The sequence below is a fragment of the Pseudogracilibacillus auburnensis genome (assembly GCF_003201975.1).
Lineage (GTDB): Bacteria > Bacillota > Bacilli > Bacillales > Amphibacillaceae > Pseudogracilibacillus > Pseudogracilibacillus auburnensis.
Map to the genome: position 1 here is coordinate 90,010 of NZ_QJJQ01000007.1, position 13,537 is coordinate 103,546.

Below are 13,537 nucleotides of genomic sequence, written 5' to 3' on the forward strand. Positions count from 1 at the left end.
TCTACCACGTTTAATTCATTTATAATATCTTTTTCCTTTAAAAGATCGTTTTGACTTATGTTAATTGTGAATCGATATAGGCATAGACGGTTTCTAGTGCTTCTGTTATTTTTGATCGATCTTTTCCACCTGCTTGTGCTAGATCTGGGCGTCCACCACCACCACCACCACATTTTTTAGCTGCATTACTAATTAATTTACCTGCATGAAGATTTTTTGCAATTAAATCTTTAGAAACACCAGCAAGAAGCAGTACTTTTTCATTATTTTCTGCCGCTAATAGTATAACACTAGACGGTAATTTTTGCTTTAAATAATCCATCATTTTTCGTAATTGATCTATATCTTTGACAGAAACTTGTTCAGATAATACTTGGATTCCATTTATCGTTTGAACTTTGCTTAACAGTTCAGCAGTTTCTTGATTTGATAATTTACTTTGTAATGATTCTTTTTCTTTTTCTATCTGCTTCACATGACTAAATAACGATTCTAGTTTAGAAATGACCGATTCCTCTTTTGTTTTTAAAAGTGCAGCCGTCTCAGATAAAATAGTCGATTTTTGTTGCATAAATTGAAAAGCTTGCTTACTTGTTACGGCTTCGATTCTTCTCACACCTGCACCAATACCACTCTCAGATACGATTTTAAACAGACCTATTTCTGCACTGCTGTTCACATGACAGCCTCCACATAGTTCAATACTATAGTCTCCAATTTGAACGACCCTAACGATATCCCCATATTTTTCCCCGAACAAAGCCATCGCTCCTGTTGCTTTTGCTTCATCCATTGTCATATTTTCAATGAGCACTGAAATATTTGCCCAAATTTTTTCATTCACAAGTTGCTCAATTTGATCGAGTTCTTGTTTTTCAGTCGCCTGAAAATGGGTAAAATCGAATCGTAATCTATCAGGTGTGACGAGTGATCCAGCCTGATGAATATGTTCCCCCAACACATCTCTTAATGCTTGATGTAATAAATGGGTTGCTGTATGGTTTTTAATAATTTGAGCACGGTATGATTCATCAATCATTGCCGTAACTTTTTCATTTGTTTTCATTGTACCTTTTTGGATTTCTACACGGTGAAGATGCTGACCTGTTGGTGCTTTTTGCACATCGATCACTTTTGCTTGAGCAGTATCGGAAAAAATCGTTCCAATATCAGCTACTTGTCCACCACTTTCTGCATAAAATGGCGTATGACGTAATAATATGGAGACTTCAACCCCTTGAGTTGCTTCATTCACGACCCCGTCTTCCCCAATGATGGAAACTATGTCCGTTTGAACCTCCATTTCTTGATAGCCGATAAACGTACTCTCTGCCTTTATTTGTGAAAGAAGTTCGTCTTGTACTTGCATGGAATTTGCCTCTTCACGCGCCTCGCGAGCCCGTGTTCGCTGTTTTTCCATTTCCGTTTGAAAACCTTGTTCATCAATTGTAAAGCCATATTCTTCTACATATTCTTCCGTTAATTCTTTTGGAAACCCATATGTGTCATATAGCTTAAACACTTCTTTTCCTGGCACGATCGTACTATTTTTCGCTTTTTCTTCTGCTAATATTTCCGTTAATCTTTCAAGGCCATCATTTAATGTTTCATTAAAACGCTCTTCTTCCACCTTGATAATATTCATTATATACTCTTTTTGTTCCAACACTTCTGGGTAATAGTCTTGCATAATTTCTCCTACCGTGGGAACTAGTTTATACATAAATGGTTTTTCTATCCCAATTTGTTTTGCATAGCGGACAGCACGTCTAATTAATCTTCGTAAAATATATCCTCTTCCTTCATTTGATGGTAATGCATGATCACCAATCGCAAAAGCAACGGTGCGAATATGATCAGCAATGATTTTATAGGAAGTGTCTGTTTTTGCACTTTGTCCGTAAGCAATATTAGCTAATCGTTCTGTGTTTTTAATGATAGGAACGAATAAATCCGTATCAAAATTTGTTTCCGCATCTTGTAAAAGGGAAACTAATCGTTCTAGCCCCATTCCAGTATCAATATTTTTCTTCGGTAAAGGTGTATATGTATCATCTGGATTATGATTAAACTGAGAAAAAACTAAATTCCATACTTCTAAATAACGTTCATTCTCCCCGCCTGGATATAATTCAGGATCATTTTCATCATTTCCATACTTTTCACCACGATCATAAAAGATTTCCGTATTTGGACCACTCGGCCCTTCCCCTATATCCCAGAAATTTTCTTCTAAGCGAATAATTCGGTGTTCTGGTAATTTAATTTCATGAAGCCAAATATCATATGCTTCATCATCTTCTGGGTGCACTGTTACAGAAAGTAATTCTTCATCAAAACCAATCCATTTATCACTCGTTAAAAATTCCCACGCCCAAATGATTGCTTCTTTTTTAAAGTAGTCGCCGATCGAAAAGTTTCCTAACATTTCAAAGAATGTATGGTGTCTTGCTGTAAAACCAACATTTTCAATATCATTTGTACGAATGGACTTTTGGACATTAACGATGCGTGGGTTTTCAGGAATGATTGTTCCATCAAAATACTTTTTTAATGTTGCTACACCACTATTAATCCACAGTAGGCTTGGGTCGTCTTTTGGTACAAGTGAAACACTTCTTTCGACTTGATGTCCTTTTTCTTTAAAAAATTGTAAAAACAACTGTCTTACTTGAGCAGAAGTTAACTTTTTCATTTGTTTTTCCTCCAATACTCCACTTCTATAATGAACAAGAGCGCAAGCGCTCTTACAGGCTAAAAGCGCGACGTCCTGGGACTGGGACTGCGCTAAATGCTCGTCCCATCAAAAAGCTTTGTCGCAATGCCTGGGATTGCGATTACTCGTCCCATCGAAAACCATTTGTACTAGCACGTCCTGTGCGTCGTAGCGACGTACAAATTGCGCCCTACCAAGTAGGATGGGTCGACGTTGCCACGCAAAGTGGCGAACTTAGTTGATCTTCCTTCTCCAACGAGATAAAGGAAACATGCCCCTTCATAGGGGTATGCCGGCGTTGGGCGCAAAACCCAATTTTAGTCGGCCTTCCTTAAAACTTGAACCGATGTTGACTTTCACCCAAGGGCATAAGAGCGACTAAGCCTCTGTCTAAAGCCAATCGGCAAGTTTTCTTTATCGTAGGAAGAAGCTTGAAATTTGCTACAGCTTTAGCACTTATGCTAGACGCGACTATTAGTGCAAATAAACTTTATCTACAAGTATAATCAAATATAATTTCCTAGACAATAAAAAAAACTCCTCACTGCTTTATGCAGGGACGAGATTATGATTCGCGGTACCACCCTAATTATGAATAAAAAGTTTATTCATCACTTTCATATGATAACGGTATATACCGACGGGGATTAGCCGTACTCCAGTTTAGCTTTCCATAATATCATGTTGGAATTTATTTCAGCCTCGTAAATTCCTCTCTACTAAAGTGTGTTCAAACGCTTTTGAACGACGATAAACATGATTACATTACGTACTTTTCACTTTCAGCGATTTTTTTGTTTTTTAGTTAATGATAGTATAAGTAACTGTTCCGTAAATGTCAATTGCATTGCTGTTTATTTAGAAATATTTGGATAAATATAGCTCTCAGAACGGTTATCGTCGGTACTGCTACAATCATTCCAATAATTCCTCCGACCTCGGCGCCAACTAATAAAATAAAAATAATAAGAATTGGGTGGATTTGCACACTCTTTCCCATAATATATGGCGATAAAAAACTACCTTCAAGTATTTGGACACAAATATTTGTTATTAAAATAATAATAACTAATTTCCACGATGTCGTCATTGCGATAGCAACGACAGGAATCGTCCCGATAACAGGACCAAAATATGGGATTACATTCATGAGCCCCATAATAACAGCTAATAATAATGCATATTTTAATTGGACCGTATGATAAACAATAAACGTAATGAATATTATCACCGAGGTGATTAAGAGCTGCCCCCTCACATACCCACCTAGGCTTTCATCCACCGCAATTAGTAATTTTTCCATTTTTACATGATATTTTTTTGGAACTATTTTTCTAAACCATATTTTCATTTTAGAAAAATCTTTCAGAAAATAAAAAACAAGAACAGGAACGATCGTAATGATAATAAGAAAATCAACTATATTTGCTAATCTTTCTAAGATGTTCCCTATTTGTTTTTCAATAGAAGTTTCTATATTCATAATAAGATCATCCATTTTATCATGAACAATCTCGGGAAGAAAAGAAGTGGATTCATATAAGGCATAAATAATATCTTCATAAATAAGAATTAGTTGTGGTAATTGTTCACTTAAATCTTGTAGTTGATAGACGAACACCGGAAAACTTTTATAAAAAGTAAATGAAACAAGGGCAAAGAAAAGAAAATAAATGATTAATACTGCTAATCCTTTACTAATTTTATATTGATGTAGTTTTAAAAGGATTGGATAGAGCAAATAACTAATAAAGGCTGCGATGATAAATGGTAAAAATAAACGTCCTAAAAATAACAGCAATATTTTATAGATCGGAAATAATTTAATCAGTAAATAAACGAATAAAATTGATAAGATTGCGATCACAAATAGGTAAATTATTTTCTTCTGCTTGCTCACCTGAACATCCTCCCTCGTACACTATTATTGTTTGTAACGAGGGATGTTATATACATAGTTAATCGATGAGGACAATACTTATTTTACATAAAATCAAATGGGGAAAGATCATCGTCTTCTTCCATCTCTTGGCTTTCTGTTACGTTACTTGCTAATTTTTGTCGTAATTGTTCTTTCAAGGTCGTATACCGTTTATTCGTATCTAACGTCTCAATCCCTTGCATAAAAGCATTCACTTCACCACACATGATTAGCGATTTTTGACTCCGAGTAATAGCTGTATATAATAAATTTTTCCGAAGCATTCTTCGATAAGCCCGTACGACTGGTAGGACAACGATTGGAAATTCACTTCCTTGTGATTTATGGATCGAAATACAATATGCATGCATTATATTTATGTAGTTTGCTCGTGTATAGACTACCTCATTTTCCTCAAAAGCAACAACAATTTGTTCTTGTTTTTCTTCATTTTCTCGTGCTGTAAATATTTGTACAACTTCCCCAATATCACCGTTATAGACACCGTCTTCTGGTTGATTTACTAATTGAAGAATCCGGTCACCGACACGGAAGATAACATCATTTACTACTCGTTCCCGTTTCGACTTTGATTTTGGATTCACCAATTGTTGAACATGTTTATTGATTGCATTAATTCCCGCTTCCGTTCGGTACATCGGTGCCAGTACTTGGATATCATTTATTGCGAGGCCTTTTTCCTGTGCTCTTTTAAAAATAGTTGTCACCACATCGATAATTTGATAATCATAACATGGAATAAAACTAAAATCTGTATCTTTTGCTAAATCAGCTTCTGTACATGTATCCTTTTTAATTTGGTGAGCAAGTTGAATAATTTTGGAACCTTCCTTCTGCCTATATACTTCCGTTAACTTAACAAATGGGATTAGTTCACTACTTAATAAATCGGATAACACTTGCCCGGGTCCAACAGAAGGTAATTGATCTTCATCTCCGACTAATAACACTTGCATATCAGTAGGAATTGCTTTAAATAAATGATTTGCTAACCATGTATCTACCATAGAAAATTCATCAATAATTAATAACTTTCCAGATAATCTTTCATATTCATTTTTATCAAAACTACTATTTCCATCCCATCCTAATAAACGATGAATCGTCATCGCGGTAAGTCCGGTTGATTCATGTAATCTTTTTGCTGCTCTCCCAGTTGGGGCAGTTAAAATAAATGGGTAATCAGCTTTTTTTTCATACGTATGGCGATCAAGTGATAAATCGTGAATATCAGCATATGCCTTTAAAATCCCTTTAATAACGGTCGTTTTTCCTGTTCCCGGTCCACCTGTTAAAATCATAATTTTTGAATGAATTGCTCGTTTAATAGCCGCAAATTGCTCTTCCCCATAACTTAGTATTTCCTCTTCTTCTATTTCACCAATGATTTTCATTAATTCCGCATCTGTTGTTTCTGTTTTCACTTCGCTTTCCATCATGCGCTTCATATGAGAACTAAAATGATCTTCTGCATAATAAAGACTCGGCAAAAATACCTTTCCATCTACGACAATTACCTTTTTTTCTTCTCCTAAAAATTGTATGTTGTCGATTACTAGCTCTTCGGTAATAGTTGAAACAGCAAGAATAGCCAGCATTTCTTCCGCACATTCATGTATTGGCAAATAAACATGCCCATCTAACACACTGTTTTGTAATACATAAATACAGCTTGCTCGAATCCGTTTTTCGTCTGTTTTATCCATCCCATTTAACTCCGCCATTTTATCCGCAGTTAAAAAGCCAAATCCTTCAATATCATAAACGAATTGATATGGATTTTCACGAATAAAAACGATCGTTTCTTCTTTATACATTTTATACAACAGTTGTGCCATTTTTAAACTAACTCCATATTTCGTGAGCTGGACAGCGATTTTTTCAAACCCTTGATTTTCTTGTAATGTGTCTACAAGTGATTGAACGGTTTTTTTCTTCATATGGGGGATTTCAAATAAAATATCAGGATGATCGATTATTTTATGGATTGCATTTTCTCCTAGCTTGTTAACGATCGATTCAGCCGTTCTTTTTCCAATACCATAAAATAAATCACTGGATAAATAGGCGATGACCGCTTCCTCTGTTTTAGGAACAAAGGTTTGGTAGGAGTTAATTTGATATTGCAGTCCAAATTTCGAGTGTGTTTCTAATTGACCGAAAAACTCGTACATAACACCTTTTTGTAAGTTCGTAAAATATCCTTTTGCTACAATATCTTTCTCTTCATAGTCCTCATTTGTATCATGAATTTTAATTTTAGCAATGGAAAAATGTTCTGCGGTATTTTCATAAATAGTAAACAATATTTCGCCTTTTATAAAACCTTGTTCATCATGCGATTTTTCAGATTCCATCGTTAAAACCTCACTATCATTCACTTGCTATTCCTTTTTCAACACTCGCTTTTGCCTTTTTCGCTAATAGATGATCAGGCTTAGAAGATAAAGCATGATCAAAATAATCGATTGCTTCTCTGTATTGCTTATGATGTACGGCAATAATTCCTAAGTTATATAACGCATCCGGGTGATGTTGCTGGATATCAATTACACGCAATAATACCTTTTCCGCTTCTTTTAAATAATGAAGCTGTGCTAATACTAAACCATATTGAAAGAGTTTTTGGACATCCTCATCAAGTTCTGTCGCTCGCTGTAGAAATGGTAAAGCTAATGTTAATTTTTCATTTTTAACATATGTCATCCCTAGCATAAAATAAACATCACTATCAAGTAATCCTAAGTGAATTGCTTGCTTAAAACTTTTTTCCGCTTCAGGAAAGAGTGACTTTTCATAGTATAAATTGCCTAATCCATAAAAAGCTGTCGCCGTTTTTTCATCTAATTGGATTGCTTTTAAATAAAAACGTTCTGCTTCTCCATATTGTCTCATTTGCGATAAGAGGTTTGCAAAATTAATATAGCCGATTGGATCATTTGGTTCTTCATCAATCATTTGGATGAACACTTTCGCTACTTCTTCATATTTTTGCTCTTCCATTAATCGAATCGCTTCTTTACGTTTATCCACCATACATACTCCTAATCTCTACATGATGAAAAGACTATGTAATCTCCTGTTCGGTTGAACAGTACATAGTCCCATTTAGCCTACATATAATAATTGTTGGTTATTTTTAAACACTTCTTCAATCGTTCCGCCACCTAAACAAACTTCTTCTTGATAAAACACGACTGCTTGACCTGGCGTAATGGCCCTTTCTTTTTGGACAAAATTAACTTGCACTTTTCCGTTGTTTAATAATTGTACATGAACCTGGCTATCTTTTTGTCGATATCTAAATTTTGCGGTACACGTAAAGGATGTTTCCACTTCATTAATCCAGTTCACATTCGATGCTAGGAGGCTGTCTGAATACAGATGCGGATTTGACTCACCTTGTTCCACATACAATATATTTTCGGTGAGATTTTTCCCAACGACAAACCATGGATCTCCCGCTCCACCTATTCCTAAACCATGCCGTTGACCGATTGTATAATACATTAATCCATCATGTCTTCCTTTTACTTCCCCATGTAATGTCTGCATTTCGCCAGGTGTTGCTGGTAAATAACCACCTAAAAATTCCTTGAAATTTCTTTCTCCTATAAAACAAATCCCCGTACTATCTTTTTTCGTCGCTGTTGCTAGTTCGTAGTCTTTCGCAATTTTTCTTACTTCTGTTTTCGGTAAATGTCCTAATGGAAACAATACCTTTTTTAAAACGTCGCTCGATAATTGGTTTAAAAAATAGGTTTGATCCTTATTTTCATCTACACCACGTAACATTTCTACTTCACCATTCGTATGGCGTATTTGTGCATAATGACCCGTTGCTACATAATCAGCACCAATGGACAAAGCATAATCTAAAAATGCTTTGAATTTTATTTCTTTGTTACACATGACATCAGGATTTGGTGTTCTTCCGGACTTATATTCGTCAAGAAAGTACGTAAATACTTTATTCCAATATTCTTTCTCAAAGTTAACAGAATAATAAGGGATATCAATTTGGTTGCATACACGAATGACATCTTCATAATCTTCTGTTGCGGTACATACACCAAATTCATCTGTATCATCCCAGTTTTTCATAAAAACTCCGATCACTTCATATCCTTGTTGTTTTAATAAGAGGGCTGCAACAGAAGAATCGACTCCACCACTCATTCCGATGACAACCCGAACATTTTCTTTCATGATATTCCTCTTTTCTTAGTTAACTAACTTTTTAACAACTCGCGCTACCCGTAATGCTGCTTCTTTCACATTTTCCTCTGTATTTGCTGAACCAAAACTAAAACGAATCGAATTATTGACACGATCACTTCGAAAGCTAAACATTGCCTTTAACACATGAGACGGTTCAAGTGATCCAGCTGTACAAGCACTTCCACTAGAAGCGGCAACACCTGCCAAATCCAAATTCGTTAATAATACATCAACAGACGTTCCTGGAAAGCTAATATTGACAATCGTTGGAATCGCTAAATCAAGATCTCCATTTATGTCGAATTCAACTTCTTCTTCTCGTAAAGTGCTTAAAAATAAATTTTTATATGATCTGTATGTTTCAACATTAACTTGTTTATTTTCCATTGCTAGCTTTGCAGCTACATAAAACCCATAAGCACCAATGAAGTTTTCTGTTCCAGGTCTTCTCGTTCGCTCTTGCAAACCACCGTACTGCATTTGTTGGATTGGGACATGATCCGCCTTATACAAAAATCCAATCCCTTTTGGACCATTTAATTTATGTCCAGACGTTGTTAATAAATCGATCCCCATCTCTTTCACATTCAGATCCAACATACTATATGCTTGGACTGCATCTGTATGAAAATATGCCTGATGATCTTTTAATAATTCGCCAATATCCTTAATTGGTTGAATGATTCCAGTTTCATTATTTGCGGTCATGATAGAAACTAAAATCGTTTGATCTGTTAACGTCCGTTCTAAGTCATAAACATCAATTTGCCCTGATTGGTTTACAGGTAAATAGGTTACATGAAACCCACGCTTTTGCAAATATTGCATAATATGAATAATCGCGTGATGTTCTTGTGCAGTTGTTATAATATGATTTCCATTATATTCATTTTCAATGGCCGTACCGATAACAGCTAAATTATTCGCTTCTGTACCACCACTAGTAAAAATAATTTCTCGTTCATCCGCATAAATACTATCGGCTAAAAATCTTCTTGCTTCATCGAGATAATAGTTAGATTTTCTCCCATATGCATGGATACTTGATGGGTTTCCGAACACTTCTTTTTCCAAAGAATACATCGTATCAAGTACTTCTCTATGCACTGGGGTCGTTGCAGCATGGTCGAGATAGATCAAGTCCCATCTTCCTTCCAATATTAAATGTAAAACATATATTCTTTTTGTGGTTCTCTATGGTCATGTTGAATTAAATCTTGTAATGTAGTCGTATCAAGTACATCTTTTACGACATCGCGAATTTGTAACCATAGGGCTTGTTGGGCTGGTTCTTCCTCTTCAATCCCTTCAACAGGGGTAATTGGTCCTTCCAACACACGAATAATATCACCAGCTGAAATCTCTGATGGCTCACTCGCTAAAATATAACCACCATAAGCTCCACGAACACTACGAATTAATCCAGCATTTCTAAGTGGTGCAGCTAGTTGCTCCAAATAGTGGGCAGATAAATCCTTTTCCTCTGCAATCGATTTTAAAGAGGTCGGTCCCTCCCCATACTTTCTAGCAAGTTCAATCATTACCGTTAAACCATAACGACCCTTCGTTGAAATTTTCATTATTAGCACCTCATTTTTTATTGATATCTATTCATTTTTTCATAAAAAGCTTCACTCACTATTTAGTTATTGATAGTAGACAACTTGATTCAATTTGGAAAATGGAAGCTTCTTTCCATTATTATCATGTATGTTGGAGCTTGGCAACTATTTTTATAATAGTACCTCTCTCCATTAGTAGCTCACCAGCACCTCTTAGTAAAAAGGTGATTTTTGGTAACACCTAAAAATAAAAAAATCCATACTACAAATAATTATAACATGAACAATGTTGTTCTTGCATTTTAACACATTCACGTCTAACCTTAAATTAATCACTCACATTAAAGGACGATGAATCATGAATCAAACTCCATTAGCAGTTAAAATGAGACCAAATCATATTGATGAAATTATTGGACAAGAACCATTAGTTGGCAAGGGAAAAATTATTAGGCGAATGGTTGAATCAGGAAATATCGCTTCCATGATCCTTTTCGGACCTCCTGGTACAGGGAAAACTTCTATGGCTTTTGCCATTGCTAGAAGCTTATCTTTACCAATTAGAAAATTAAATGCCGTCATCGATAAAAAGAAAGAGATGGAAATAGTTGTTGAAGAGGCAAAAATGTCCGGACAAATCGTACTTATATTAGATGAAGTCCACCGTTTAGATAAAGCAAAGCAAGATTTTTTACTCCCGCACTTAGAGGAAAATCTTATAACATTAATTGGGTGTACTACGAGTAATCCATACCATGCAATTAATCCAGCCATTCGGAGTCGTTGTCACTTATTTGAGTTAACATCTCTAACCATTGATCAAGTAAAAGAAGCAATTAACAAGACGTTACACGATGAGGTAAACGGGTACGGAGCCAAATCGGTTAGCCTTAGTGAAGAAGCATTAAATCATTTTGCTTTCAGTGCCAATGGCGATTTGCGGGCGGTTTTAAATGGACTAGAACTTGCTGTCAGTTCCACACCACCAAATGACCAAGGAGAAATTGCAATTACATTAGAAGATGCTGAACAATGTATGCAGAAAAAGAGCTTTTCCCATGATAAAGATGGAGATGCACACTATGATGTATTGTCTGCCTTTCAAAAATCAATTCGTGGAAGCGATGTAAATGCCTCCCTACATTATTTGGGGCGTCTGATTGAAGCTGGTGATTTAGATAGTATTGCTAGACGATTGATTGTCATTGCCTATGAAGATATTGGACTAGCAAACCCCCAAGCAGGACCAAGAGCGATTGCTGCTGTAGAAGCTGCTGAACGATTAGGCTTTCCAGAGGCAAGAATACCGCTAAGCGTTTCAGTTGTAGAACTGGCTTTATCCCCTAAATCCAATACAGCCTATAAAGCATTAGATAATGCATTAGCAGATATTCGTACTCGGCATACCGGTGATGTTCCAGCACATTTAAAAGACTCCCATTATAAAGGTGCAGCCAAGCTTGGGCGAGGAGTTGAGTATAGGTATCCGCATAATTATGATGGTAATTGGATTGATCAGCAATATTTACCAAATGAAATTAAAGATAAAAACTACTTTCAACCTAATGACAATAGTAAATTTGAACGTGCCATGAAGGCGGTTTATGAAAATATTTTACAAAAGAAAAAGAAATAACTCCTGAAAAAGTATAATTCCTTTTTCGAACGGTCATAATAAATAGCAAGCTATCTATTAAACGGATCTTTCATCAACAGACATAGTCATAAAAAAGTAATCCATACTTTATGCTAATGAGTAAAGTAATATATTAGATTATGTTATTAGATTTTGAAGAAAATGATTGTTTGTAAAAGGAGTTGATCAATTTGGCTAAAGTAAGACAAGATGCTTGGTCACATGAAGATGATTTATTATTGGCAGAAACTGTTTTACGCCATATAAGGGAAGGAAGTACCCAACTAAATGCATTTGAAGAAGTAGGTGATGAATTAAATAGAACATCAGCTGCTTGTGGATTTCGTTGGAATGCCGAGGTAAGAAATAAATACATCCATGCAATTGACCTTGCGAAAAGACAACGAAAAGAGAGAAAAAGAGCCCAAGCGAAACAAATTAGAAAGGAACCATCTATAACGGTTCCGCAAGAAGTAGAAAATAAGAGTTCATTAATCATGGAACCGGAAGAACCAGTTGAAATGACACTAGAAAGCGTTATTCATTATTTACAATCGTTCCAAAAAGACTACTATGCTTCAAATCAAGTAAAAAATAAAGCAGAAAAGATTCAATATGAAAATAATGAATTGCGAGAAGATGTTTCCAGATTAGAAAGGGAATTAAGTATCACTCGCAAAAAGTTAGCGACTGTTGAAGAAGATTATAAAGTATTTATTCAAATTATGGAAAGAGCCCGTAAAATGACTGTCCTAGAGGATCAAGGTTCTAGTAGTTCTCCCACGTTTAAAATGGATAAAAACGGGAATCTTGAACAATTGGCACACGGCTCATCAAATTAAATTATCTTCTCCACAAGTATGGAGAAGATAATATTTTTTTACTATGGATGGAAGATCATTAATCCCAACAATGCCGTCCAACATACATTTTGAGCCCGCTTAATGCAGGTGGGTGTTCTATTTTATACTTATTGGTATCACGAACAATGCATCATAAACATTATAAGGATAACAACATCCATATAAAAATAAGGAACTCCCAATGTATAGCTGTTAGGTCAAAACGATTTATTTAACGAACACTTTAGGATTAATGTAAATTCTATTAATATCCTAACATATGAAAGCGCTTAAATCAATGGAAAAGTTTGTCGAATGATTAAAATATTAAACATATAATAAAAAGTGTTTTAACCATACGATGTATCATTCATTACGTTGTTCAGACTTTTTAATTTGGCTATTTTTCGAAACATGTTGCCCATTAGAATTAAACTCTTCATTATTCGATGGAGCTGTGCATTCCTGTATTGAACTATGCATTATTCGCTGGAACCGTGCATTCCTGCATTAAACTTTTCATTATTCGATGGAACTGTGCATTCTTATATTGAACTCTGCATTTTGCTCTTGACACTCCTTAGCGAAGGGAGAAATCGAAGACGACGAGACCTCGCA

9 protein-coding genes, 1 other RNA gene and 1 other annotated feature are annotated in these 13,537 nt (G+C 35.4%); of the genes, 2 read left to right on the forward strand and 8 right to left on the reverse strand.

The annotated features are described in order from the left end of the window. Positions 1–55: 55 nt before the first annotated feature. The 7 genes from alaS to cymR form a co-directional block, all read right to left on the reverse strand. On the reverse strand, positions 56–2,695 hold the full coding sequence (gene alaS / locus DFR56_RS10965) for an alanine--tRNA ligase (RefSeq protein ID WP_110395483.1): 2,640 nt from the start codon (positions 2,693–2,695) through the stop codon (positions 56–58). 573 nt (positions 2,696–3,268) lie between these two features. Further along, positions 3,269–3,511, reverse strand: a binding site (T-box leader). Between the two features lie 43 nt (positions 3,512–3,554). Then, positions 3,555–4,616 (reverse strand): AI-2E family transporter, encoded by a 1,062-nt coding sequence (locus tag DFR56_RS10970; protein WP_110395484.1) that lies wholly within the window; start codon positions 4,614–4,616, stop codon positions 3,555–3,557. A gap of 83 nt (positions 4,617–4,699) precedes the next feature. Then, a complete protein-coding gene (gene recD2, locus DFR56_RS10975; protein WP_307786855.1) occupies positions 4,700–7,039 on the reverse strand; it encodes an SF1B family DNA helicase RecD2 in 2,340 nt (779 codons plus the stop codon). Beyond that, entirely contained in the window at positions 7,032–7,691 is a 660-nt protein-coding gene (locus tag DFR56_RS10980; RefSeq protein ID WP_110395485.1) for a tetratricopeptide repeat protein, read from the reverse strand. The genes recD2 and DFR56_RS10980 overlap by 8 nt, the downstream gene beginning before the upstream one ends. 75 nt (positions 7,692–7,766) lie before the next feature. Then, complete coding sequence (gene mnmA, locus DFR56_RS10985; protein WP_110395486.1) at positions 7,767–8,867, reverse strand: tRNA 2-thiouridine(34) synthase MnmA; 1,101 nt, start codon at positions 8,865–8,867, stop codon at positions 7,767–7,769. A 15-nt stretch (positions 8,868–8,882) separates the two neighbouring features. After that, positions 8,883–10,019, reverse strand: a complete 1,137-nt coding sequence (locus tag DFR56_RS10990; RefSeq protein WP_278250648.1) for a cysteine desulfurase family protein — start codon at positions 10,017–10,019, stop codon at positions 8,883–8,885. 20 nt (positions 10,020–10,039) lie between these two features. Next, positions 10,040–10,459, reverse strand: a complete 420-nt coding sequence (gene cymR / locus DFR56_RS10995) for a cysteine metabolism transcriptional regulator CymR (protein WP_110395488.1) — start codon at positions 10,457–10,459, stop codon at positions 10,040–10,042. 340 nt (positions 10,460–10,799) lie between these two features. On the opposite strand from cymR, the gene DFR56_RS11000 reads away from it, so the two are divergent. Together DFR56_RS11000 and DFR56_RS11005 are read left to right on the forward strand one after the other, a co-directional pair. Next, the gene (locus tag DFR56_RS11000) at positions 10,800–12,077 is read left to right on the forward strand and encodes a replication-associated recombination protein A (RefSeq protein ID WP_110395489.1); all 1,278 of its coding nucleotides are present in this window, start codon (positions 10,800–10,802) and stop codon (positions 12,075–12,077) included. Positions 12,078–12,268: 191 nt separating this feature from the next. After that, positions 12,269–12,919, forward strand: coding sequence for an RsfA family transcriptional regulator (locus tag DFR56_RS11005; RefSeq protein ID WP_110395490.1), 651 nt, complete (start codon positions 12,269–12,271; stop codon positions 12,917–12,919). Between the two features lie 57 nt (positions 12,920–12,976). On the opposite strand, the gene ssrS is transcribed toward DFR56_RS11005, so the two are convergent. Further along, a non-coding RNA gene (gene ssrS, locus DFR56_RS11010) (6S RNA) lies at positions 12,977–13,173 on the reverse strand. Between the last annotated feature and the right edge of the window lie 364 nt (positions 13,174–13,537).